General features: G+C 70.2%; 14 protein-coding genes and 1 pseudogene. 1 reads left to right on the top strand and 14 read right to left on the bottom strand.

Annotated features, from left to right (window positions below; genetic code table 11):
* From AOM46_RS27385 to AOM46_RS27360, 6 genes are all read right to left on the bottom strand, one after another.
* The coding region (locus AOM46_RS27385; RefSeq protein ID WP_234314058.1) for an IS701 family transposase at positions 1-618 on the bottom strand (618 nt) is incomplete at its 3' end.
* A 133-nt stretch (positions 619-751) separates the two neighbouring features.
* Entirely contained in the window at positions 752-1783 is a 1032-nt protein-coding gene (locus AOM46_RS27380) for a zinc-dependent alcohol dehydrogenase family protein (protein WP_062216320.1), read from the bottom strand.
* Positions 1784-1810: 27 nt separating this feature from the next.
* Positions 1811-2671 carry a 3-hydroxybutyryl-CoA dehydrogenase gene (locus AOM46_RS27375; RefSeq protein WP_062216223.1) on the bottom strand — a complete coding sequence of 287 codons (861 nt, stop codon included), beginning with the start codon at positions 2669-2671 and terminating at the stop codon, positions 1811-1813.
* Positions 2668-3690 carry a 3-oxoacyl-ACP synthase III family protein gene (locus tag AOM46_RS27370; protein ID WP_062216222.1) on the bottom strand — a complete coding sequence of 341 codons (1023 nt, stop codon included), beginning with the start codon at positions 3688-3690 and terminating at the stop codon, positions 2668-2670. The genes AOM46_RS27375 and AOM46_RS27370 overlap by 4 nt, the downstream gene beginning before the upstream one ends.
* A gap of 2 nt (positions 3691-3692) precedes the next feature.
* A complete protein-coding gene (ccrA, locus tag AOM46_RS27365; protein WP_370592769.1) occupies positions 3693-5066 on the bottom strand; it encodes a crotonyl-CoA carboxylase/reductase in 1374 nt (457 codons plus the stop codon).
* A gap of 312 nt (positions 5067-5378) precedes the next feature.
* Positions 5379-5732 carry a helix-turn-helix domain-containing protein gene (locus tag AOM46_RS27360; protein ID WP_078857226.1) on the bottom strand — a complete coding sequence of 118 codons (354 nt, stop codon included), beginning with the start codon at positions 5730-5732 and terminating at the stop codon, positions 5379-5381.
* 107 nt (positions 5733-5839) lie between these two features.
* Between AOM46_RS27360 and AOM46_RS27355 the strand changes: the two genes are divergently transcribed.
* A complete protein-coding gene (locus AOM46_RS27355; protein WP_062216216.1) occupies positions 5840-6490 on the top strand; it encodes an NAD(P)-dependent oxidoreductase in 651 nt (216 codons plus the stop codon).
* 122 nt (positions 6491-6612) lie between these two features.
* Here AOM46_RS27355 and AOM46_RS27350 read toward each other — a convergent pair whose 3' ends face one another.
* The 8 genes and pseudogenes from AOM46_RS27350 to AOM46_RS34840 all read right to left on the bottom strand — a co-directional run bounded on the left by AOM46_RS27350 (position 6613) and on the right by AOM46_RS34840 (position 25090).
* A complete protein-coding gene (locus tag AOM46_RS27350; protein WP_062216208.1) occupies positions 6613-8109 on the bottom strand; it encodes an MFS transporter in 1497 nt (498 codons plus the stop codon).
* A gap of 124 nt (positions 8110-8233) precedes the next feature.
* Positions 8234-8923: an NAD(P)-dependent oxidoreductase gene (locus AOM46_RS27345; protein ID WP_062216206.1), complete on the bottom strand. Its 690-nt coding sequence runs from the start codon at positions 8921-8923 to the stop codon at positions 8234-8236.
* Positions 8924-9148: 225 nt separating this feature from the next.
* A complete protein-coding gene (locus AOM46_RS27340; RefSeq protein ID WP_062216204.1) occupies positions 9149-10357 on the bottom strand; it encodes a cytochrome P450 in 1209 nt (402 codons plus the stop codon).
* Between the two features lie 19 nt (positions 10358-10376).
* Complete coding sequence (locus AOM46_RS27335; RefSeq protein ID WP_062216202.1) at positions 10377-10613, bottom strand: ferredoxin; 237 nt, start codon at positions 10611-10613, stop codon at positions 10377-10379.
* Positions 10614-10749: 136 nt separating this feature from the next.
* Complete coding sequence (locus AOM46_RS27330) at positions 10750-11097, bottom strand: nuclear transport factor 2 family protein (protein ID WP_062216200.1); 348 nt, start codon at positions 11095-11097, stop codon at positions 10750-10752.
* Between the two features lie 73 nt (positions 11098-11170).
* Complete coding sequence (locus tag AOM46_RS27325; protein WP_234314033.1) at positions 11171-12313, bottom strand: cytochrome P450; 1143 nt, start codon at positions 12311-12313, stop codon at positions 11171-11173.
* An 83-nt stretch (positions 12314-12396) separates the two neighbouring features.
* Positions 12397-16332 (bottom strand): annotated as a pseudogene (locus tag AOM46_RS27320) (type I polyketide synthase); the annotation flags it as partial.
* Positions 16333-16384: 52 nt separating this feature from the next.
* Positions 16385-25090, bottom strand: a complete 8706-nt coding sequence (locus AOM46_RS34840) for a type I polyketide synthase (protein ID WP_078857225.1) — start codon at positions 25088-25090, stop codon at positions 16385-16387.
* Between the last annotated feature and the right edge of the window lie 17 nt (positions 25091-25107).

The raw sequence follows: 25107 nt of genomic DNA, 5'->3' as shown, positions 1-25107 counted from the left end.
AAAGCGCCACTCCTGGCCGTAGGCGGAATCCGCGGTCACCCAGGCGATCGGCAGGGGTGAGGCCAGGGCGCGGGCCACTATCACCTTGGCGAGATCGCCCTTGGTGGCGAACTCCCGCTCGTGGGGGATCTTCGCCGCGGTGCAGCGGTCCGCATCCTGTGTCCAGGACTTCGGCAGATACAGCTCCCGGTCGACCAGTGCCCGCCCCTTGCTGGTTGCGTAGGCGGCGAACACGCCGATCTGGCAGTTCTCCGTGCGGCCGGCCGTGCCGGAGTACTGCCGCTGCACCCCAGCCGACGTGGTGCCCTTCTTGATGAAGCCCGTGTCATCGACGATCAGCACGCCAGCCCGATCCCCGAGCCTCTCAGCAACGTATTCCTGCAGGTCATCCCGTAACTCGTCAGGATCCCAGCACGCCCGGCCGAGTAAGTGCTGCAACCCAGCCGGCGTGCTGTGACCTGCGTACTCGGCCAGCTGCCAGCCGTTCTTCCGGCCCACCTGGCCGAGCAGGCCCCGCACGTAGGCGCGCATCCGCCGCCGCAGATCGACCCGGCTGAACCGGTGGCCGACCCGCACGAGCACTTCTTCCAGCTCCGACAACCAGACATCGGGCTGCACATCATCCTGCACGACCAGCACAACGGCCCGCCACACCCGAAGTCACGAACCCGCTGAAGATAACGGCCCGTTACACCGCTACACTCAGAAACAGGCTCCTGACCAGCAGCGATAGCGAACTGCAACTGGAGTACTAGGGGATGATCACGGTGACGCCGGGGGTGGAGCCCTCGGTGAGGGCGGTGAGGGCGGCGGGGGCGTCGTCGAGGGGGATGGTGGAGCGGACCAGCAGTTCGGGGCGGAGTGTGCCGGCGTCGATCCCGCGCATCATCTCGGGATAGGCGTGGGCGGCCATGCCGTGGCTGCCGAGGACGGCCAGTTCCAGGGCGACGACGCGGTCCATGGGCAGCCGGGCGCCGTGCGGCAGCAGGCCGACCTGGACGTGGCGGCCTCGGCGGCGCAGGCCGTGCAGGGATGCGGCGCAGCTGGTCGGTGAGCCGATCGCGTCGAGCGAGAGGTGGGCGCCTCCGTCGGTGGCGGCCCGTACGGCTTCGGCGATCCTCTCGGGTGGGTCGTCTCCGTCCAGGCAGACGGCGGCGCCCAACTCGGCGGCCAGGGCGCGGGCTTCGGGGTGGGTGTCGATCGCGACGACCAGGGCGCCGGCCGCGACGGCGATCATGACGGCGGAGAGGCCGACGCCGCCGCAGCCGTGGACGGCGACCCAGGTGCCGGGCCTGACCCGGCCCTGTGCGACGACGGCGCGGTAGGCGGTGGCGAATCGGCAGCCGAGGGCGGCGGCCGTGGTCCATTCCATGCGGTCGGGGACGGCGACGAGGTTGATGTCCGCGTGGTGGAGCGCCACCCGCTCGGCGAAGGATCCCCAGTCGGTGAAGCCGGGTTGGCGTTGCCGCTCGCAGATCTGGTGGTCGCCGGCGGCGCAGCTGGGGCAGCGTCCGCAGGCGCTCACAAAGGGGACGGTGACGCGGTCGCCCACCCGCCAGCGGGTGACGTGGGGCCCCACCGCCTCGATCCGGCCGGCCAGTTCGTGGCCCGGCACATGGGGCAGGGCGATGTCCTCGTCGTGGCCCATCCAGCCGTGCCAGTCGCTGCGGCACAGCCCGGTGGCCGCGACCCGGACGACGACCCCGTCGTCGGGCACCGCCGGATCGGGCACGTCCCGTATCCCGGGCGGCCCGCCGAACGCGTCGAACACCACAGCTCGCACGTCGTTCACCGTAGTCGAGTGCGCCGGTCAGGAGTAGGTGTGGAAGCCCTGCCGGGTCTTTCTGCCGAGCCGGCCGGCCTCGATCATGCGCAGCAGTCGGGGTGGGGGCGCGTACAGGGGCTCCTTCAGCTCCTCGTACATGGCGTCGGCGACCGAGGCGATGGTGTCGAGGCCGATCAGGTCGATTAGGGCGAGCGGGCCCATGGGGTGGCCGCAGCCGAGGGTCATGCCCCGGTCGATCTCCTCGGCGCTGGCGCTGCCGGAGCCGAGCATCCGCACGGCCGACAGCAGATAGGGGACGAGGAGCGCGTTGACGGTGAAGCCGGGCTGGTCGGCGCCGTGGACGGTCTGTTTGCCGAGGGTGTCGGTGACGAAGGCCCTGGTCCGTTCCAGGGTGGTGGGGTGGGTGCGCAGGGAGCTGACGAGTTCGACCAGGGGCATGGCGGGGACGGGGTTGAAGAAGTGTGCGCCGATGACGCGGCCGGGGTCGCGGGTGGCGCCGGCGATCTTCATGATGGGGATGGAGGAGGTGTTGGACGCGAGGATGGCGTCGGGGTCCTGGACGACCGTGTCCAACTCGGCGAAGAGGGCCCGCTTTTCGTGGACGCGTTCCGGGACGGCTTCGAGGACGAACTGGCGGTCGCTCAGGTCCTTGATATCGCTGGTGAAGGTGATGTGGCGCAGGGCGATGTCCCGGTCGGCGACGGTGGTTCGGCCTCGGCGTACCGCGCGGTCGAGGGAGTCGGCGAGTCGTTGTCGGCCGCGGGCGGCGCTCTGCTCGCCGGTGGCGAGGACGATGACGTCCAGGCCGGCGAGGCCGGTGACCTCGGCGAAGCCGGCGCCCATCAGGCCGCAGCCGACGACGCCGACGCGTTCGACGGCCGTCATGCGGGCTCCCTGGGTGGGGCCCAGCGCAGCAGGCTGTTGCCCATGGACATGCCGCCGCCGAAGGCGGACAGCAGGACGAGGTCGCCGGGGGCGATGTGCCCGGCGCGTGCGGCGTCGTCGAGGGCGACGGGAACGGAGGCGCTGCCGATGTTGCCGTAGCGTTCGAGGATGCGGGCGGTGGTGGCGTCGCGGAGTTCGCAGCGGCCGACGAGTTCGTCGAGCAGCACCCCGTTGGCCTGGTGGGGCACGAAGCAGCTGACGTCGGCCGGGGTGAAGCCGGCGTCGGCGAGGAGTTTCTCCAGCGCGGGCGGCACATGGGTCATCACGAAGTCCCGGACGCCGCGGCCCCGCATGGTGAAGTAGTGGGCGCCCTCGGCGACGGTTTCGGCGGTGGTGGGGATGCGGCTGCCGCCGGCGTGGACCTTGATCAGGTCCTGGGCGTCGCCCCGGGTGGACAGTTCGGTGGCGAGGAGGCCGTGTCCGGCGTCGACCTCGCCGACGACGACGGCTCCCGCGCCGTCGCCGAGGAGGACGGCGGTGCGGCGGTCGTCGAAGTCGAGGATTCTGGAGTACAGGTCGGCGGCGATCACCAGGACCCGGCTGCCGGGGTTGGCGGCGACGAGGGAGCGGGCGAGTTCGACGCCGTAGACGAAGCCGGCGCAGACGGCGTTGATGTCGAAGCAGCCGGCGTCGTGGGCGCCGATCAGGTGTTGCACGATGCTGGCGGTGGGTGGTTGGGGGTGGTCGCCGGTGGAGGTGGAGACGATGAGGTGGTCGATGCGGTCGGCGGTGAGGCCGGCGTCGGCGAGGGCGGCGCGGGCGGCGTGTGCGGCGAGGTCGGAGGTCGCCTCGTCGGGGGCGGCGTAGCGGCGGCTGCGGATCGCGGTCTTGCGGACGATCCAGTCGGCGGTGATGTCGGGGACGCGCTCGGCGACTTCCTCGTTGGACACTTCGCGGGCCGGCACATAGGAGCCGGTGCCGAGGAACCCGATGGACCGCTGCCCTTCGGATGTCGTCATGGTCACTCTCCGATGGGCGGGGTGAGTCCCCGCAGCGGGTTCAGTCGTTCGTCGCCGATGCGGGCGCGGAACGCGGGGTCGGTCACGCCGAGTCCGGTCTCGGGGGCGAGGCAGAGGATGGCGACCTTGCCGGTGTGGCGGTTCTCCTGCACGAGGCGGCAGGCGTCGGCGACATCGGCGAGGGGGTGGACGGCGGAGAGGGTGGGCACGATGCGGCCGGAGGCGATGAGCCGGTTGCAGTCCCATGCTTCCTGGAGGTTGGCGACATGGCTGCCGACGATCCGTTTGAGGCGCATCCACAGGTAGCGGTTGTCGAAGACGTGCTGGTAGCCGGTGCTGGATCCGCAGGTCACCACGGTTCCGCCGCGGCGGACGACGAAGACGGAGATGCCGAAGGTGGCCCGTCCGACGTGTTCGAAGACGACGTCGGGGTCGCGGCCGGCGCGTTCGCGGATGAGGGCGCCGAGGCGTTTGCCGATCGTCAGGACCCGGTCGGGGTCGTCGGTGGGGTCGTCGGTGAGTCCGATCTCCTCGCGGCTGATCACGATGGAGCAGCCGAGTCGGCGCACCACGTCGGCTTTGCTCTCGGAGCCGACGATGCCGACGGGGATGCCGCCGCCGTTGCGCACGAACTGCACGGCGTAGCCGCCGAGTCCGCCGCCGGCGCCCCAGATGAGGACGACGTCGCCCTGTTTGATGCGGGCGCCCCGGTCGCCCACCAGCATGCGGTAGGCGGTGCCGGCGCACAGGGTGTTGCTGGCGGCCTCCTCCCAGGTGAGGTGGGGCGGCTTGGGGACGAGTTGGCTGGTCCTGACGACGGTGTACTCGCCGAGGCCGCCGAAGTTGGTTTCGAAGCCCCAGGCGCGTTGTTCCTCGCCGAGCATGCCGTCGCTGTGGGTGGCGGGTTCCTGGTCGTCGACATAGGCGGGGCTGAGGACGACATGGTCACCGATCCGCCAGCGGCGGACGCCGCTGCCGACGCGGACGATCACTCCGGCGCCGTCGGAGCCCACCACCTGGTAGGGCAGGTCGTGTCGGGTGGTCCAGCCGCCCTGGCGGGCGAAGTTCTTGAGGAACCGGAAGGTGGAGACCGGTTCGAACATGGCGGACCAGACGGTGTTGTAGTTGACCGCGCTGGCCATGACGGCCACCAGCACCTCGTCGGGTGCGAGTTCCGGCATGGGCACGGCGCCCACTCGGATGGATTTCCGGACGTCCTTGTCCGCGACTCCGCGAAACATCTCGGAATCCTCGGCGCGCAGATGAGCGGCCGTGTATTCGTCGGGTAAGTCCGCGCGTTCCAATTCTTGCGGTGTCGCGCCTTCCAGAAGCGCGTCGACCAAAGACCCCACGGCTATCTCTCCGTCCGCATCCATCGGGAATGACGAGTGACGAACAAATGGAGGCCGAATATCACGGGTTCCGGCCTCTTGAAGACGCTAGCCAGCGACCTGTCGGGGCAGCCACCCCCTACACCCCCTCTTCGGCGGTGCCGGGGCAGGGGGAGCTGTTCGCGGGGACACGGGGGTGGTGGGGAACGCGAAGGTCCGCGTACCCGGGACGCCGGTGGCGGTGGGGGTACGCGGACCGTGGTGCTGGGACTGTCGTGGCGTGAAAAGGGGGGTGCGGGTGGCCCGAGGCGTTGTCAAGGGCCGTTCGCTACCGGGGAGTTGGGCGAAGGGGCGGGGTCAGACGGAGGTGCGCTCGGCCAGCAGCTCGGTGAGATGGGCCTCGGTCCATCTGCAGAGGGCTGCCATCGGTTCGAGGAGGGAGCGCCCGAGATCCGTCAGCTCGTACTCGACGCGGGGGGGCACCTCGGGGTAGGAGGTGCGGGAGACGAATCCGTCGCGTTCCAGCGCGCGCAGGGACTCGGCGAGAACCTTGGGGGTGATGCCCTGAAGGGCCGTCTGAAGCTCCGAGAAGCGCCGGCGATCATCCCGCAGACAGAGCAGGATTTTCCCCGTCCACTTGTTGCCGAAGCGGATGGGCAATGCGAAACTCTTGCACCCGTTGAACATCTCCGGGTCCAGTGGCTCACTCACGCTCCCCACAGTACCCCAACTATCGTTGCGGTAACCAGGGTAGTGCCGTCTAACGTGCAGTCACAGCCGCGGCCGCTTGCCGGGCTTTGTCGAACGGAGGACTCGGGATGAGCAAGATTGTGGTTTTCGGTGCCGGAGGAAAGGCTGGACGTCGGGCGGTCGCCGAGGCCGTGTCCCGTGGTCACCAGGTCACCGCCGTGGTGCGCGACCCCGCCAAGTACGAGGACCTGAGCGGCGAGGCGGTCACCGTGGTCGCCGGTGACGTGCTGGATGCCGACAGCATCGCGAAGGTGTCGGAGGGGCATGACGCCGCCATCCAGGCGTCGTTCCAGCCGGGCCTGCCGGTGGACGAGTTCTTCGGCGGCGCGGCGCGCGCCCTGGTGAAGGGCCTGGGCCGGTCCGGGGTGGGTCGCCTGCTGGTGGTGGGGATCGGCACCGCGCTGGAGGTGTCGCCGGGCGTGGCGGTGCATGACACGCCGGACTTCCCCGAGGAGGGCCGGATCTTCTCGCTGGGGCATGTCGCCGAGCTGGAGGCGCTGGAGCAGGCCGAGACCGAGATCGACTGGCTGGTGCTGGCGCCGCCGCCGGCGGTGCTGGACAACGAGGCGGAGCGGCCGGGTCGTTACACCTCGGGTGGGCGTTCCGTGCTGCCGTCGGAGGAGGGGGCCCCGGCCTTCTCCTACACGGACCTCGCGGTGGCGTTGATCGACGAGATCGAGGCGCCCAAGCACCACCGGGCGCTGGTCGCCGTCGCCTGACGGGCCGGACGGACGGGAGTGGGGGCGGCGGCCCGGGCGGTGCCGCCGTCCCCACTCCGTTGTCGTTTCCGGGTTGTCGTTTCCGGTTGTCGTGTTCGGGTCCCGGCACCGGGGCGGGGCCGTCAGACGTCCGCAGGTTCGGTTTCGTTCTCCCGCTGTCCGGCGACGGCGCGGGGTTGCGGGCCGGTGCGGACGCGGACCGCGACCAGGACGACGAGGGCGGTGGCCAGCGCGATGCCGACGCTCCAGCGGGAGGCGACGACAAAGCCGTGCACGGAGGCGCTGAGCTCGCTGCCCGGGTCCCCGTCGCGGCTGGCGAGGTAGGTGGCGGCGGCGCTGATCGAGATGGTGTTCAGCAGCGCGGCGCCGACGGAACCGCCGGCCTGTTGCACGGTGTTGATGATGGCGGAGGCGACGCCGGAGTCGCGGCTCTCGGTCACCGTCATCACGGTGGTCATGGCGGGCACCGTCAGCGTTCCCACGCCGATGCCGAACAGCATCAGCGCCGGCAGGATGTCCGTCAGATAGTCGGACTCCGGGGTGAGGCGGGTCAGGAGCAGCAGCGCCACGGCGAACACGCCGAGGCCGGAGGCGATCATGGGGCCCAGCGGGGCGCGCGCCACGAGCCAGCGGGCGACCTGGGTGGAGAAGACGACGGCGGTGCCGACGTAGCCGAGGAAGGCCAGTCCGGTCCTGAGGGGCGAGTAGCCCATGACGGTCTGGAACTGGTACGTCATGCCGAGCAGCATTCCGTAGGTGCAGAACGCGGCGACGCCCATGGCGAGGAACGCGGCGGCGCTGTCGCGGTTGGCGAGGACGCGCAGCGGCAGGAGGGGTTGGGTCACCCGGGACTGGCTGAGCAGGAAGACGGCCATCAGGAGCGCGGCGGCGGCCAGGGCGCCGATGACCTGCCAGGAGGACCAGCCGTATTCGGCGGCCTCGCCGAAGCCGTAGATCAGGCCGAGCATGGCGAGGGAGCTGAGGACGGCGCCGGGCACGTCGAGGCGGGAGCGGCCTTCCCTGGGGGGCGTCGGCACGGAGGTGAGCACGCCGATGAGGACGGCGGCGCCGAGGGGGACGTTGACGAAGAGGCACCAGCGCCAGTTCAGGTAGTCGGTGAGGACGCCGCCGAGGACGAGGCCGAGGGCTCCGCCGGACATGGCGCAGGCGGCGTAGACGCCCAACGCCTTGGCGCGTTCCCGTGGTTCGGTGAAGGTGGTGGTGATCAGGGAGAGGGTGGAGGGCGCGATCAGGGCGGCGAACACGCCCTGGAGGGCGCGGGCGCCGAGCAGCATTTCGACGTTGACGGCGGCGCCGCCGAGCACGGAGGCGAGGACGAAGCCGGCCACGCCGATGAGCAGGGCCTGTTTGCGGCCGATGAGGTCGCCGACGCGCCCGCCGAGCAGAAGCAGGCCGCCGAAGGCGAGGGTGTAGGCGGTGACGGTCCACTGGCGGCCGGCGTCGCTGAGGTCGACCGCGTCCTGGATGGCGGGCAGGGCGACCGACACGATCGTCGAGTCCAGGGTGATCATCAGCTGGGCCAGCGAGATGAGGGCCAGGGCGACCCCGCGGCTGACGCGGGTGCTCGGGGCCTGGCCGGCTCGCGGGGCGTTGGTCATCTTCGTCTTCCTCGGCGTCTTCCTCGGCGTCTTCCTCGGCGGGTGTCCGCGGTCGGCCGCCCGTGGCGCCTCGTGGGAGGGGCGGCGCGGCCGGTTCGTCCCACGAGGCGTCGGCGGGTGGTGGTCAGTGGGTGACGCCGACCAGCTGGCGGTGGTGCCGTGGCGTGTCGGCCTCGTCGACCAGGGCGACGGCGAGGTCGGTGAAGGTGAACTTCGGGCCCCTGTCGTCGTAGGGGTAGTCGAAGGTGGGGCCGTCGCCGTTGTCGTAGGGCAGCAGCCGGTTGCCGGTGGTGCGGTAGCGGCCGGTGCGGGGGGTGACGTTGTCCAGGGGGGTGGGGGGCGCGGCGACCACCACCCAGTCGACGGCGGAGCCGTTGGTCCGCAGCACCTCCAGCTCGACGGCGCGGCCGTTGTTGAACGGCGCGAAGGAGGCGGGGAACTCGGGCTGGTCCATGAAGCGGACGCCGGGCGCGCTCTCCAGCAGGGTGCCGATGCCGAGGATGACGAGGCGTTCGACGCCGGCCTTCTCCAGGCCGGCGAGCAGGGCGCGGGCCGCGGCGCCGTAGTAGGCGGAGGCGTCGACGTCGGGCCGGTAGACGGAGACGATGGCGGCGTCGTGTCCGGTGGACACGGCGGCGATGCTGTCGGGGTCGGTGACGTCTCCCGCGACCAGGGTCACGGCGTCGGAGGCCAGTTGGGCGTATTTGGCGGGGTCGCGGACCACGGCGGTGACCTGGTGGCCCCGGGACAGTGCCTCGGCGACGACGCGCTGGCCGCCTCGTCCGCCCGCTCCGAATACGACAATCCTGCTCACCGGGTCTCCTTCGTTCGACCGTTCGACGGGGAGGCCGGGGCATGTCACCGGCCGATATCGTGACGCTACTCGGCGGGACCACGGTTTCCGCAACGATAGTGAGTGGGCGCGTCACCCGTGTGGGTGTGGGGGTGCGGGCAGGCCGGCGGCCCCGTCGCCACGGGGGCGGCGGCGGGGCGGTCGGTGTCGGTACGGTGTCTCAACTCGCTTGTTGGCCTTGCTGGTTCACCAGGTGACGGGAAGTCGTATCGGGCCGCGCAGGATGGCTCCCTCGCGCCAGGGCACCTCCTCGGCGGGGACGGCCAGCCGCAGTTCGGGGAAGCGGCGGAACAGGGTGCCGGTGACCACCTGCAGCTCCATCCGGGCGAGTTGGGCGCCCAGGCAGTGATGAATTCCGTAGCTGAAGCTGAGGTGTTGGACGTCGGGGGCGCGGTCGAAGTCGATGCGGGCGGCGTCGGGGAACGCCGTTTCGTCGCGGTTGGCGGACATCATGGACGGCAGGACCGCCTCTCCGGCGCGCACCAGGGTGCCGCCGAGTTCGACGTCCTCGGTGGCGCGTCGGGGGAAGAACGCGGAGGAGGTGAGCGGGATGTGGCGCAGCAGTTCCTCGACGGCGGGTGCCACGTCCTCGGGGTGTTTGCTCAGCCGGGCCGCCAGGTCGGGGTGGGTGAGCAGGGTGTGGACGAAGTTGCCGATCTGGTAGGCGGTGATCTCGTAGCCGGCGAGCAGCACCGACCAGGCGAGTGAGATCATCTCGTCCTCGGTGAGGCGGTCCTCGGTGTCGCGGGCTTCGACGAGGACGGTCAGCAGGTCCTCGGCGGGTTCCCGGCGGCGCTGTTCGACGAGGTCGGCGAGGTAGGCACGCAGGTCCTCGTTGGCCCGCATGAGGACGTCGACATCGACTCCCGAGGTGGCGGTGGAGGCCAGGACGGCGCTCCACTCGTGGAACCGTTCGCGGTCGTCGAAGGGGACGCCGAGGAGTTCGCAGATGACGGCCATGGGCACCTGGAGGGCGAACGACTCCATCAGGTCGACGGGCGCGGGGGCGCGTTCCATGGCGTCGAGCAAATCGTCCACGATGCGTTGTGTCCTGGGCCGCAGGGTTTCGATGCGCCGCGAGGAGAAGGCGCGGGAGACGACGCGGCGCAGCCGGGTGTGTCGCGGTGGGTCCATGGTGGTGAGGGCGTCGGAGCGGTGCACATACGGCATGAACCGGGGTTCGTCCTCGCCGACGACGGCCTCCCGGCTGAACCTGGGGTCGCCCAGCATGGACTTGACGTCGTCGTAGCGGGTCAGCAGCCAGGTCGGGCTGCCGTAGGGGAGTTGGGCGCGGGTCAGCCCCTCGCGTTCCCTGGCCGCCGCGTATCCGGGGTCGACCGACAGGCGGTCGGGCTCGCTGAACGGGTAAGTGGTGAGTTCGGTCTCGTCACTCATCGGGTTCTCCCCTTGGGAGTCAGACGTCCTGGGGTGCGACGAGGCGGCCGGAGGCGGCGTCGCGCACGGTGATCGCCTCGGCGGGGCAGGACTCGGCCACATCCACGATCGACTCGTCGGGGGCGGTGGCGTCGTCCCGCAGAGTGCGGGCGCGTCCCTGGTCGAGCCGGAAGTGCGTGGGCGCCATGCTCACGCACATGCCGGAGCCGACGCACCGGCCGCGGTCGACTTCGGTGTGCCAACGTGGGTCACTCATGTGGCTCCCTCCTCGGGCCGCCGAGGTGGGACCGGTCCGGCCGTGCCCGTTGCCGGGGGCGGGGCGGCGGCCGGACCGGTCGGGGTCGGCTCTGCTGCTTTCGGCTTTCCTGCTTTCGGCTCTACTGCTTTCGGCTCTACTGCTTGCCGAAGACGTCCTTGACGGCGATCTTTCCGTCGCGCATCTCGAAGACGTCCAGGAAGCGGCGGATCTCGGTGCCGTCCGCGGCCTTCACCGAGGCACCGATATAGACGCGTCCGTCGGGGGCCTCGACCATGTCGAAGTAGTTGACGGAGACTCCCTGGCTGTGGAAGTCCTCAAGGACCCCGATCTGCTGGACGAGGTATTCCTTGATCTCGTTCCGCTCGTAGACCTTGCCGGTGGGGTCGACCCAGATGCCGTCCTCCGCGAAACAGCTCATGGCCGTTTCGACGTCGTTGTCGTGGCTCGCCTGGAAGAAGAGGGATACGACCTCTTTGGACATGTGTCCGCTCCTTCGGTGTCGAATTGCGTGGTGGGGCTCTGGTCAGGGGTGGGTCTGCTCAGGGGGGTTCTGCTCAGGAGAGGCGAATGGGCAGGCGTTCAAGACCGCGGAACTGCGCGCTGTACTTCCACTCCAACTCTTCGGCCGGTACTCCCAGTTGCCAGGTGCCGAACCGTTCGAGCAGCTTGCGGAAGACGATTTCGCCCTCCATTCGGGCCAGTGGGGCGCCGATGCAGTGGTGGATTCCGTGACCGAACGACAGATGCGACTTGTTCGCCCGGAGGACGTCGAAGGTGTCGGGCTCGTCGAACTTCTCCGGATCGCGGTTCGCGGAGAGCAACGAGATGAAGACGATCTCGTTGGCGGGGATGGTGACATCGCCCAGGCGAACCGGGCTTGCCGTGAAGCGGATGGTGGAGAGATTGAGCGGGCTCTCGTAGCGAAGGAACTCCTCGACGGCCCCCGGTACCAGGGTCGGGTCGCGGCGCAGCAGTTCCCGCTGGTGCGGCGTCTGGAGCAACGCCAGCGTTCCGCTGCTGATCATATGGGCGGTGGTTTCATAGCCCGCGTTCATCAACAGGAAGATGGTGGAGAGCAGTTCGGGCTCGGTGAGCCGGGTGCCGTCCTCCTGGATCTCGGTCAGCGCGGAGACCATGTCGTCGCCGGGGGCGCGACGCTTGTCCGCGATGAGTTCCCTGAGGTAGGAGAACGCCAGCTGGTGTGCCTTCCCCTTCTCCTCGGCGGAGGTCTCCAGGCCGGCCAACACCCCGTTCCAGGAACGGAAGTCGTCCCGGCGTTCGGGCGGCACGCCCAGCAGCTTGCCGATGACGTAGATCGGCAGCGCCATGGCGATCCGCTCGACGAGGTCGAACGGCTCCCCCGGCCGGACCGAGTCGAGCAGTCCGTCGGTGGTCTCCTCGATCCAGGGCCGAAGCTCCCTGACCCGGCGCATGGTGAACGCGTTGCCGATCAGTTTGCGCAGGCGGGTGTGGTCGGGCGGGTCGCTGAACAGCATGCTGCGCGGCGTCTGGGCGATGGTCTCGCCGGGGCGCACCGTCTGCGCAGCCATGACCTTCAGCAGTTCCTCGGCCTCCTTGGAGAGCCGAGGGTCGGCGAGCATCGCGCGGGATTCCTCGTATCCGGTGACGACCCAGGCGTGTAACTCCGTCGCCAGGGTTTTCACGACATGCCTGCGCACCACTCCGTCGTCGCGCATCCTGCGATAGGGAAGATGCGGGTTCTGCGTGAATTCCCGGCTCAGCAGGTCCATTTGGCCCGCCGTGCTCGATGTATCGGACATTACTCGTCCCTTTCTGCGCCGCGCGCGCTGGGAGAGCCAGCCAACCAGCGTTGCAGGGCCTCGGCGGTCTCCGCCGCGAATTCCTCGATCATGGACAGATGGCTTCCGGGAACCTCTTCCCGGGTGTGCGGCAGGGGCCAGGAGGCGCCTGAAGCTGGTTCCCGTTTCAGGCCCGAATCCGGCTCCGGTTCCGGGTCGGTGAAGGTGGCGGCTGCCACAAAGAGCGTGGGGGCGTGGATCTGCTGGGGGGACCAGTCGCGGAAGAGGTGGAGATACCGTCCCATCGCAGCGAGTTTGACGTCGTCGATGAGATCGACCAGCTGTTCCTTACCGGCGATCTCGCGGTACAACGCGGTCTGCAGCGCGGCTATTTCGGCGTCGTCCGGCAGATAGCTGTCGAGCAGTACCACGCCGGCGGGCGGAACTCCGCTGTCCTCCAGGGATTGCGCGAGCGCATGCGCGAGCCAACCGCCCGAGGAGTATCCGACCAGGACGAAAGGGGAGCCTTCCGCCGCCTGACGCACCGCCTCGGCATGCAGCTCGACGGCGGATTCCAGAGATTCCGGCAGATGCTCCTTCTGTTCGTATCCGGAGGGCACGACCACCCGGAGGTCCCGGATATCGTGGAATCTCTCCGCGATGCGCGCGTACTGGTAGGGGGTCGCCGGCGCCACCAGGGACGGCAGGCAGATCAGCACGGGTCGCTCGGCGCCTTCGGCGAACCGGGCCGGCTCACGGGCAAGGTACTCGGCGGGTCCGGCGTCCGTCGCCTCGCGGAGATCGGCCGCCACGGCGAGCAGTTCCATGCCCTCCTGCGCCTTGCCGGCCGCGCAGGCGGCCTGGAAGAGCGTGACCAGCGGGCCGCGCGGCGCAAGTGGGCTGGTTTCGGTGGGCAGTTCACGGGCCAGCTCGCCGGCGAGGAACCGGGTCAGCGCTGCGATGGTCGGATGGTCGAAGACGGCGCCGACCGGCAGACGCAGCCCCAGCGCGCGGTTGATGGCGCCGCGCAGCTCGGATGCGGTGAGGGAGTTGAGCCCCAACTCGGTGAAGTTTCGCTCCCGGGACAGCTCGCGGCCCGCGTAGCCCAGCACTCCGCCGACCGCGTCGCGCACCACCTCGTCCACCGTCAACCGGCGTTCTGCCTCCGGCTGTTGGGCGATCTGTTCCCGGATGCTCATCCCCCCGTCCACGGGGTCGGCGTTCCGCTGGAAGGCCCGCCCGAGCGCCGTTCCGTCGCCTCCTTCGGGTGCGTCGATCCAGAACCGTTCGCGTTGGAAGGCGTAGGTGGGGAGGTCGATGTGGCGGTGGGGGGTGGGGTTGAGGTGGGTGGTCCAGTTGACGGGGGTGCCGTGGACATGGAGGTGGGCGAGGGCGGTGAGGAAGGTGTCGGGTTCGGGGCGGTCGGCGCGTAGGGCGGGGACGGTGGTGGGTTCGGGTTGCTGATCGGTGAGGGCTGCTTCGATCTGGGGGGTGAGGACCGCGTCGGGGCCGAGTTCGAGGAACCGGCGGACCTGATACTCGTCGTGCATGGTGTGGACGATGTCGGCGAAGCGGACGGGCTGGCGCACATGCCGCACCCAGTACTCGGGCGCCGACAGCTCCTCATCCGTGGCGGTGCGCCCTTCGAGCGCGGAAACCAACGGAAGGCGCGCGGGAGCGAAGGAGAGGCCGGCCACCACCCGGCGGAACTCCGCCAACATCGGATCCATCAACCGGGAATGGAAGGCGTGGCTGACCGCCAGCCGCTTCACCCTCCGACCCCAACCCCGCACCACTTCCATGGCATCGACCACGGCCGTTTCGGGGCCGGAGACCACTACGGAACGTGGACCGTTCACCGCCGCCAGATCCACCCCGGGATGATCGGCCAGCAGGCTACCGGTCTCCTCCTCGGTGGCCTCAAGTGCCGCCATCGCGCCGCCCGTTGGCAGCGCCTGCATCAACCGCCCCCGCGCCTCCACCAGGCGCACCGCATCCGACAGCGACAACACCCCGGCAACATGTGCGGCCACGATCTCACCCACCGAATGACCACCCACCACCCCCACCGGAACGTCGAACGACTCCAACAGACGGAAAAGCCCGACCTCGACAGCGAACAGCGCGCACTGCGCCAGCCCCGTCCCCTCCAACCCCACCCCCGACGCGATCACCTCGCGCAGAGACAGACCCAACAGCTCGTCGAACAACCCACACACCTCGGAGAAGTGCTCGGCGAACACCGGAAACTCCGCCGCCAACCCCAACCCCATCCCCACCCGCTGGGACCCCTGACCGGTGAACACCACACCCACCCCACCACCCGAGACCACACCCGCAATCCCCTCACCACGAGCCAACCCCTCCAGACCGGACAGCAACTCCCCCCGCTCCCGACCCACCACCACACCCCGATGCTCAAACAACGAACGCGACAACACCAACGCCGACGCCACCCCACCCACACTCACGCTCTCATCCGCCCGCAAAACCTGCGCCAACCGCCCCGCCTGCGCACGCAACCCCGCCGCCGAACGCCCCGACACCACCCACGGCACCACAACACCAGAAGCCCCCGACGTCCCAACCGGCTCCGGCTCCGGTTCGGCCTGTTCCAACACCACATGCGCATTGGTGCCGCTGACGCCGAAGGACGAGACGGCGGCGCGCCGTAAGCGTTCGGTTTCGGGCCAGGGGCGGGCCTCCGTCAACAGCTGCACCGCGCCGGAAGACCAGTCGACATGGGGCGTGGGCTCGTCCACATGCAGCGTCTGCGGCAGGACCCCGTGCCGCATGGCCAGCACCATCTTGATAACCCCCGCCACACCGGCGGCCGCCTGGGTATGCCCGATATTCGACTTCACCGACCCCAACCACAACGGACGATCCGCCGACCGCCCCCGCCCATACGTCGCCAGCAGCGCATCCGCCTCGATCGGATCACCAAGCCGCGTCCCCGTCCCATGCGCCTCCACCACGTCCACATCCGACGCCGACAGACCCGCATTCGCCAACGCCTGCCGAATCACCCGCTGTTGGGAGGGACCGTTAGGCGCGGTCAGGCCGTTGGACGCACCGTCCTGGTTCACCGCCGAACCCCGCACCACCGCCAACACCCGATGACCATTCCGTCGAGCGTCCGACAACCGCTCCAACAACAACATCCCCGCACCCTCACCCCACCCCGTCCCATCCGCACCCGCAGCGAACGCCTTGCAGCGACCGTCGGCGGCCAGCCCGCCCTGGCGGCTGAACTCGACAAAGCTGGAGGGTGAGGCCATCACGGTGACCCCGCCGGCCAGCGCCAGCGAGCATTCGCCGGAGCGCAGCGCCTGGGTCGCCAGATGCAGCGCCACCAGCGAGGAGGAGCAGGCCGTGTCGACGCTCACCGCAGGGGCCACAAAGCCGAGTTGGTAGGAGATACGGCCCGAGGTCACGCTCGCGGCGTTGCCCGTGATGACAAAGCCCTCGACCGCCTCGGGGGCGGTGGTCAACAGCAGCAACGGGTAGTCCTGGCCGTTGCCGCCGACGAAGACGGCCGTGTCGCTGCCCTGCAGTTCGGCCGCGTCGATGCCGGCGTGTTCGATGGTCTCCCACGCGGTCTCCAGCAGCAGACGTTGCTGAGGATCCATGCCAAGGGCCTCGCGGGGCGATATCTCGAAGAACGCCGCGTCGAAGGTGTCGGCGTTGTGGACAAAGCCGCCTTCGTTGGTGTTGGTCCGGCCGGGGCGCTCGGGGTCCGGGTCGTAGAGGTCGTCGGGCCAGCCTCGGGTGGTCGGAAAGGTCGAGATGGCGTCCTCGCCGTCGGCCACCAGCCGCCACAGGTCGTCCGGGGACTCGACGCCGCCGGGGAACCGGCAGGCCATGCCGACGATGGCGATCGGCTCCGTCATCGCGCTGACGAGCCGCCGGTTCTGCTGGCGTAGCCGTTCGGTCTCCTTCAGCGACTGCCGAAGTGCCTGACGGTAGCGGTCGGTTGATGTGGTCATCGCGCTCTCCCCTCGGGTGTCAGTTGTTCGAGCCGTCGATGGCCAGGCGCAGCAGCGCTTCGTCGTCCATCTCGTCGATGGACAGCGGTTCTTCGTCGGGTTCGGGGGTGGCGGCGTCCGGTTTGGCTTCGGTGTCCTCGCCGGCGAGGCCGAGGAGCATGTCGAGGAGGCCCGCCCGTCGGAACCGGCTGATGGGGATGGAGTCGAGCAGCTGACGTACCCGCAGGTCCTCTTCGCTCTCGCCGTCCGCTCCTGTGGTCGTGTCGAGCGGTGGGGCGAGTTGGGTGGTGAGGTAGGCGGCGAGGGTGTCGGGGGTGGGGTAGTCGAAGATCAGGGCGGCGGGGAGCGTCAGCCCGGTCACCGTCTTGAGACGGTTGCGCAACTCGACCGCCGTCAGGGAATCGAACCCCAACGCCTTGAACTGCCGGTCCGTTTCGATCGCCTCGGGATCGGGATGACCCAACACGGCGGCCACCTGACCGCGCACCATCTCCCCCACCAACCGCACCCGCTCCACCCCCGACAAACCCGCCAACCGCGACACCAACTCCGCCATGCCGTCAACCGCAACGGCCTCCGCGACACCCCGCCGCACCACCGAGCCCACCACACCCCGCAACACCGCCGGCACCCCATCCCCCAGCCCCCGCAACGCCCGCAGATCCAACCCCACCGGCACCACGGCCGACGCACCCGACGCCACCCCCGCATCGAACAACGCCATCCCCTCCACATCACCCAACGCCCGCACCCCCGCCCGCGCCATCCGCCGCAGATCCGCACCCCCCAACCCCTCACCCATCCCGCCACCCGACCCAGAACTCCCCCACAACCCCCAAGCAAGAGATGTGGCAGGCAGGTTGAGCGAACGACGGTGGCGGGCGAGGGCATCGAGGAAGGTGTTGGCCGCCGCGTAGTTGCCCTGCCCAGGACCGCCGATCAGACCGGCCACGGAGGAATAGAGAACAAACGCGTCCAGGTCGAGGTCGCGGGTGAGTTCATGGAGGTTCCACGCCGCATCCACCTTGGGACGCAGCACCGCCGACACCCGCTCCGGCGTCAACGAGCCGATCACCCCGTCGTCCAACACCCCCGCCGTATGCACCACAGCAGACAGCGGGAACTCCCCGGGAACGGCCTCGACCAACACCTCACGCAGCGCCGCACGGTCCGCCACATCACAGGCAACCACCGCGACCCGCGCACCCAACTCCTCCAACTCCGCCACCAGTTCGGCGGCGCCCGGAGCCGCAGGGCCGCTGCGGCTGACCAACAACAGGCTGCGCACCCCGTGCTCCACCACCGCATGCCGCGCCACCAAACCACCCAACACACCCGTACCACCCGTCACCAACACCGTTCCAACGCCCAGACCGCTGCCCGTGCTTGACTCGCCCGCCGCCCGGGCCAGGCGTGGCACCAGCACCGTCCCGGAGCGGATCGCCAGCTGAGGCTCACCCGTCCCCAGAGCCACCGACAACGCGGCAACCGAACGCCCGTCATCATCCAGATCCACCAGAACAAACCGACCCGGATTCTCCGTCTGCGCACTCCGCACCAGACCCCACACACCCGAAGCCGCCAAACCCCCCGGATCCCCCTCACCCGTCGAGATACCACCACGCGTCACCACCACCAGTGGGGTGCCCGTCAGGCGGTCGTCGGCGAGCCACCGTTGCACCAGGTCGAGCGTCCGCAGCGTGTGTGTGCGCACCGCTTCGGGGAGGGGCTGGTCGGCGGGGGTGGGAGAGGTGAGCGGCAGGATCACGGTCGGCTCGCCCTCCTGGACGCTCCGGGTCAGCGCGTCCAGGTCCGGGTGGGTGGTCACGGGGGCCACGGCCGTCAGTGCGGCGGTGAGGTCGGCGTCGGCCGGCCCCAACAGGGCCCAGGAGGTGGGGATGTGGGGAGTGGAGGGCTCGGTGGGCCGGTCCCAGTTCACCTGGTGGAGGGAGTGCGGGCGGGTGCCGGGGGCCGCGCGCAGTCGTTCCGTTGTCGCGGGCTCCAGGCGGGCGATCTCGCCGGTGACGACGAGGCCGCCCTCGTCGTCGACGGCGACCAGCCGGACGGTGTCGGCGGCCTCGCCGGGGGTCAGGCGGACGCGGAGTCGGGCGGCGCCCGTGGCGTGGACCCGGAGGTCACGCCAGGTCACGGGGAGGCCGGTGGCGCCGGGCGGGTCGGCGAGTGCGCCGGGCAGCAGTGGGTGGGTGAGTGCGTCCCAGAGCGCCGGGTGCAGCACATGGGTGCGTGCTTCGGCGCGCTGGTCGTCGGTGAGGACGAGTCGGGCGTGGAGTTCGTGGCCGTGCCGCCACAGGCCGTCCAGGGCGCGGAAGGCGGGGCCGTGGTGGTAGCCGTTCTCGGCCGCTTCGGCGTAGGCGGTGGTCACGTCGATGCCGGTCGCCTCGGCCGGTGGCCAGGGGCTCGGGATGGCGGGGGTGGTGTGGTTCGGGGGTGTGTCGTCGCCGTGGGCGAGCTGTCCGGTGAGGTGTTCGCTCCAGGGCGTCTCGGCGCCGTCGCGTGGTTCGGGTCGCGCGTACACCCGTACGGGGCGGTGTCCCGTCAGATCGTCGGGGGCGCCGACGACCACCTGGATCTGGCTGGCGGTGCGTTCGTCCAGCACCAGGGGGGCGAGCGTGGTCAGCTCGGCGACGCGGTCGTAGCCGAGTCGGTCGCCGGCCGAGACGACGAGTTCCAGGAGGGTGCTGTCCGGCACGAGGGGGGTGCCCAGTACGGAGTAGTCCGCGAGCCAGCGGTGGGTGCGGAGGCCGAGCCGCCCGGTCAGCACCAGGGTGCCGTCCTCGCCGGCGACCGGCACCTCGGCGCCCAGCAGCGGGTGGTCGGCGGGGGACAGTCCGGCCGAGGTCACGTCGCCCTGGCCGGAGCCGGCGGGTAGCCAGAAGCGGGTGCGTTGGAAGGCGTAGGTGGGCAGGTCGACGGGAAGCCGTGGGCCGGTGGTGTCGAACAGCGCGTTCCAGTTGACGTTCGCCCCTCGGACGAAGACCTGGGCGAGCGCGTGCAGGAACTGGACGGGGCCTCCGTTGTCGCGGCGCAGGGTGCCCAGTACCAGGGCGTCGGTGTCGAGTGCGTCGACGGTTTCCTGGATCCCGATGGTGAGCACCGGATGCGGGCTGACCTCGACGACGACGCCGGCCCGTGTCTGCTCGGCGAGGGCCTGGACGGCCGGTTGGAACCGCACCGGTTCGCGCATGTTGCGGTACCAGTAGTCGGCGTCGAGTTCGGCGGTGTCGAGTTGGGTGCCGGTCACCGTGGAGTAGAACGGGATGGTGGAGGGGCGTGGCCGGACGGCGGAGAGCACGTCGAGGAGGTGTTCCCGCAGCTCCTCGACCTGCGGTGAGTGGCCGGCGGCGTCCACGCCGGGGATGCGGCGGGCGCGCACCCCGTCGGCGGCCACCTCGGCGAGCAGCGCGTCGAGGGCTTCGGGGGCGCCGGACACCACGGTGACGTTGGGGCCGGTGATCGCGGCGACGGAGAGGGCGTCGCTCCATGGTGTGAGGCGTTTCTCCACCTCGGACACCGAGAGCGGCAGCGAGGCCATGGCGCCTCTGCCGGAGAGCCGCAGCAGGGCGAGGCTGCGGAGTGCGACCAGGCGGGCCGCGTCGCGCAGGGACAGGCCGCCGACGACATGGGCGGCGGCAATCTCCCCCTGGGAGTGGCCCACCACCGCGGCGGGCTCCACGCCCAGCGAGCGCCATAGCTCGGCCAGGGAGACCATGACCGCGAAGAGGGCCGGCTGGAGTACGTCCACCCGCCGCAGCGGTGGCGCGCCTTCGACGCGGCGCACCACGTCGAGCACGGACCAGCCGGTGAACTCGGCGAGCGCGGCGTCGCACCGGGCCATGGAACGGGCGAACACCGGTGCGCTGTCGAGCAGTTCGGCGGCCATGCCCTCCCACTGCGCGCCCTGTCCGGGGAAGACGAACACCACCCGTTCGCTGCCGGCGGTGGCGGTTCCGGTGACGACGGACTCCGACGGGGTGCCGGCGGCCAGCTCGCCCAGCGCGGCGATGAGCGAGGACCGGTCCTCGCCGAGGACGACGGCGCGGTTCTCCAGCACGGCGCGGGTGGCGGTCAGCGACCAGGCGATATCGGCCGTGTCGGTGTCCGGGGTCCGCTCCACGCTTCGGTGCAGGGCGGCGGCCTGGTCGCGCAGTGCGGCGTCGCCACGGGCGGTCAGGACCCAGGGGAGGACGGTGTGTTCGGTCTCGGCGTCGTCCCGCGGCGGCTCGTTGTCGGGGGTGGGCGTGGGCGCCGGCTGGGGCGTGGGCGCCTCCAGGATGATGTGGGCGTTGGTGCCGCTGAAGCCGAACGAGGAGACGGCGGCCCGTCGTGGGCGCTCGGTGTCCGTCCACGGGCGGGGTTCCGTCAGCAGCTCGATGGAGCCCGAGGTCCAGTCCACGTCGGGGGTCGGCCGGTCGACATGCAGGGTCCTGGGCAGCACGCCCTGCCGCATGGACTGGATCATCTTGATGATGCCGGCGACTCCGGAGGCGTGCTGGGTGTGCCCGATGTTCGACTTCAGCGAGCCGAGCCACAGCGGCCGGCCGTCCGGCCGGTCCTGGCCATAGGTGGCCAGCAGCGCCTCCGCCTCGATGGGGTCGCCGAGCCTGGTGCCGGTGCCGTGTGCCTCGACCACGTCCACATCGACGGCGGAGAGGCCGGCGTTGGCCAGCGCCTGCCGGATCACCCGCTGCTGGGCCTGGCCGTTGGGCGCGGTGAGTCCGTTCGAGGCGCCGTCCTGGTTGATGGCGGTGCCGCGCACCACCGCCAGCACCCGGTGCCCGTCGCGGCGCGCGTCGGACAGCCGTTCAAGGACCAGCATGCCGATGCCCTCGGCGAAGTTGGTGCCGTCCGCCGAGGCCGCGAACGCCTTGCAGCGGCCGTCGGGCGCGAGCCCCCGTTGCCGGGAGAACTCGACGAAGGCCCCCGGCGTGGACATCACCGTCACACCGCCGGCCAACGCCATCCGGCACTCGCCGCCGCGCAGCGCCTGGGCGGCCAGATGGACCCCGACGAGGGACGAGGAGCAGGCCGTGTCGATCGTCAACGCCGGCCCGTTGAGGCCGAGTTCGTAGGCGACGCGCCCCGACATGATGCTGGGGGCGCCGCCGGTGAGCAGTCGGCCCTCCACCTGCTCGGGCGCCGCCGACAGCTCGGGCCCGTACGCCTGCCAGGAGGCGCCGACGAACACGCCGACCTGGGTGCCGCGCACCGAAGCCGGGTTGACGCCGCCTCGTTCCAGGGCCTCCCAGCTGGTCTCCAGCAGCAGCCGCTGCTGCGGGTCCATGCCCAGCGCCTCGCGTGGCGAGATGCCGAAGAAGTCGGCGTCGAAGTCCGGTGCCTCGTGCAGAAAGCCGCCGTCCCGGGCATACGTTCGGCCGGAACGGTCCGGGTCCGGATCGTAGAGCCCTTCGGTGTCCCAGCCTCGGTCCTCGGGGAAGGGGGTCACCGCGTCGACGCCGTCGGCGACGAGCCGCCAGAGATCGTCCGGCGTCGCCACTCCCCCGGGGAACCGGCATGCCATCCCGATGACCACGACGGGGTCGTCGTCGTCCTGGCCCGCCCGCTGCGCCTGCACCAACTCCGTTGTGGTGCCGGTGAGTTCGGAATCCAGACGGGCGGCGAGGGCGCGGGTGGTGGGGAAGTCGAAGGCGAGTCCGACGGGCAGCCGGAGGCCCGTCGCCTCGTTCAGCCGGCCGCGCAGGTCGACGGCGGTGATCGACGTCAGGCCCAGCTCGGCGAAGGCCCGGTCGGGCGCGATCTCGGCGGGATCGTCATAGCCGAGCGCCGAGGCGACCTGCTCACGTACGAAGTCGTGCAGGGCGCGCTCGCGTTGGGCACCGGTGCGGCCGGCGAGCCACTGGTGGAGCAGTGCGCCGGGGGAACTCTCCTCCTCCGCCGCCGTCGCCGTCACCGGGTCCAGCGGGGCGGGGGTAGCACGGCTGCCGGCCGGGGTGGCCTCGGGTGCGTCCAGCCAGTAGCGGCGGCGTTGGAAGGCGTAGGTGGGGAGGTCGATGTGGCGGTGGGGGGTGGGGTTGAGGTGGGGGGTCCAGTTGACGGGGGTGCCATGGACATGGAGGTGGGCGAGGGCGGTGAGGAAGGTGTCGGGTTCGGGGCGGTCGGCGCGTAGGGCGGGGACGGTGGTGGGTTCGGGTTGCTGATCGGTGAGGGCTGCTTCGATCTGGGGGGTGAGGACCGCGTCGGGGCCGAGTTCGAGGAACCGGCGGACCTGATACTCGTCGTGCATGGTGTGGACGATGTCGGCGAAGCGGACGGGCTGGCGCACATGCCGCACCCAGTACTCGGGCGTCGACAGCTCCTCATCCGTGGCGGTGCGCCCTTCGAGCGCGGAAACCAACGGAAGGCGCGCGGGAGCGAAGGAGAGGCCGGCCACCACCCGGTGGAACTCCGCCAGCATCGGATCCATCAACCGGGAGTGGAAGGCGTGGCTGACCGCCAGCCGCTTCACCCGCCGACCCCGACCCCTGATGTCCTCCATGGCATCGACCACGGCTGTTTCGGGGCCGGAGACCACTACGGACCGTGGACCGTTCACCGCCGCCAGATCCACCCCGGGATGATCGTCCAAAAGGCTACCGGTCTCCTCCTCGGTGGCCTCAAGTGCCGCCATCGCGCCACCCGTTGGCAGCGCCTGCATCAACCGCCCCCGCGCCTCCACCAACCGCACCGCATCCGACAGCGACAACACCCCGGCAACATGTGCGGCCACGATCTCACCCACCGAATGACCACCCACCACCCCCACCGGAACGTCGAACGACTCCAACAGACGGAAAAGCCCGACCTCGACAGCGAACAGCGCGCACTGCGCCAGCCCCGTCCCCTCCAACCCCACCCCCGACGCGATCACCTCGCGCAGAGACAGACCCAACAGCTCGTCGAACAACCCACACACCTCGGAGAAGTGCTCGGCGAACACCGGAAACTCCGCCGCCAACCCCAACCCCATCCCCACCCGCTGGGACCCCTGACCGGTGAACACCACACCCACCCCACCACCCGAGACCACACCCGCAATCCCCTCACCACGAGCCAACCCCTCCAGACCGGACAGCAGTTCGTCACGCTCCCGACCCACCACCACACCCCGATGCTCAAACAACGAACGCGACAACACCAACGCCGACGCCACCCCACCCACACTCACGCTCTCATCCGCCCGCAAAACCGAAGCCAACCGCCCCGCCTGCGCACGCAACCCCGCCACCGAACGCCCCGACACCACCCACGGCACCACCGCCCCCGACACCTCCCCGGGCTCGGGTTCCGTCGACGCATACTGCTCGACGATGACATGGGTGTTGGTGCCGCTGATGCCGAAAGCGGAGACGGCGGCTCGGCGTGGACGGTCGCTTTCGGGCCAGGGGCGGGCCTCCGTCAACAACTCCACCGCGCCGGAAGACCAGTCGACATGGGGCGTGGGCTCGTCCACATGCAGCGTGCGCGGCAGGACCCCGTGCCGCATGGCCAGCACCATCTTGATGACCCCCGCCACGCCGGCGGCGGCCTGGGTATGCCCGATATTGGACTTCACCGACCCCAACCACAGCGGACGATCCGCCGGCCGTCCCCGCCCATAGGTCGCCAGCAGCGCATCCGCCTCGATCGGATCACCGAGCCTGGTCCCCGTGCCATGCGCCTCCACCGCGTCCACATCGGAGGTCGACAGACCCGCGTTCGCCAACGCCTGCCGAATCACCCGCTGTTGGGCCGGTCCGCTGGGCGCGGTCAGGCCGTTGGACGCACCGTCCTGGTTCACCGCCGAACCCCGCACCACCGCCAACACCCGATGACCATTCCGTCGAGCGTCCGACAACCGCTCCAACAACAACATCCCCGCACCCTCACCCCACCCCGTCCCATCCGCACCCGCAGCGAACGCGCGACAGCGGCCGTCGTTCGACAGTCCGCGTTGACGGCTGAACTCGATAAAGCCGGAGGGGGTGGACATGATGGCGACGCCGCCGGCGAGTGCCATGCCGCATTCACCCGAACGCAGCGCCCGCACCGCCTGGTGCAGGGCAACGAGCGAGGAGGAGCAGGCCGTGTCCACCGTCACCGCCGGGCCGACAAAGCCCAGTTGATAGGCGATACGGCCCGACATGATGCTCAGGGTGCTGCCGGTCAGCAGAACGCCCTCAACGCTTTCCGGCGCGGCCCCTACCCGGGGCCCGTATTCCTGGCCCGTCGCCCCGACGAAGACGCCGGTGTCACTCCCCCGGAGGGTGCTGGCGTCGATTCCGGCCTGTTCGACGGTCTCCCAGGCTATTTCCAGAAGCATTCGCTGTTGCGGGTCCATCGCCAATGCCTCTCGTGGCGATATCCCGAAGAATCCGGCATCGAACTCGGGCGCGGCGTAGAGGAAACCGCCATCGCGGACATAGCTGGTGCCGGGATGATCCGGATCGGCGTCATACAGCTCTTCGAGATTCCAACCACGGTCGTCGGGAAAGGCGGAGATGGCATCCCGGCCATGTTTCACCAGATTCCATAGATCCTCCGGAGAGCCCACCCCACCGGGGAATCGGCAGGCCATGCCCACGATCGCGATCGGCTCGTTGCTCCGGTACTCCAGATCGTCAATCCGTTGCCGCGCCTGCCGAAGGTCGGCCGTCACCTTTCTGAGGTATTCGACGACCTTCTCCTGCTGAGCCTGCTGATCCTTCTGACCTGCGTGATCTTCCTGCACCGTGTCACTTCCTCATC

It is taken from the genome of Streptomyces sp. NBRC 109706, assembly GCF_000974485.1.
Taxonomy (GTDB): domain Bacteria; phylum Actinomycetota; class Actinomycetes; order Streptomycetales; family Streptomycetaceae; genus Streptomyces.
The sequence above is the reverse complement of the archived record's forward strand: the minus strand, read 5'-3'. Positions and strand labels throughout refer to the sequence as shown.

What these genes read in the sequence shown, in the direction of transcription:
- AOM46_RS27375 (WP_062216223.1), bottom strand. Translation starts at nt 2,671, where the DNA reads ATGACGGCCGTCGAACGCGTCGGCGTCGTCGGCTGCGGCCTGATGGGC.
- AOM46_RS27370 (WP_062216222.1), bottom strand. Translation starts at nt 3,690, where the DNA reads ATGACGACATCCGAAGGGCAGCGGTCCATCGGGTTCCTCGGCACCGGC.
- ccrA (WP_370592769.1), bottom strand. Translation starts at nt 5,066, where the DNA reads ATGGATGCGGACGGAGAGATAGCCGTGGGGTCTTTGGTCGACGCGCTT.
- AOM46_RS27355 (WP_062216216.1), top strand. Translation starts at nt 5,840, where the DNA reads ATGAGCAAGATTGTGGTTTTCGGTGCCGGAGGAAAGGCTGGACGTCGG.
- AOM46_RS27350 (WP_062216208.1), bottom strand. Translation starts at nt 8,109, where the DNA reads ATGACCAACGCCCCGCGAGCCGGCCAGGCCCCGAGCACCCGCGTCAGC.
- AOM46_RS27340 (WP_062216204.1), bottom strand. Translation starts at nt 10,357, where the DNA reads ATGAGTGACGAGACCGAACTCACCACTTACCCGTTCAGCGAGCCCGAC.
- AOM46_RS27335 (WP_062216202.1), bottom strand. Translation starts at nt 10,613, where the DNA reads ATGAGTGACCCACGTTGGCACACCGAAGTCGACCGCGGCCGGTGCGTC.
- AOM46_RS27330 (WP_062216200.1), bottom strand. Translation starts at nt 11,097, where the DNA reads ATGTCCAAAGAGGTCGTATCCCTCTTCTTCCAGGCGAGCCACGACAAC.
- AOM46_RS27325 (WP_234314033.1), bottom strand. Translation starts at nt 12,313, where the DNA reads ATGCGCGACGACGGAGTGGTGCGCAGGCATGTCGTGAAAACCCTGGCG.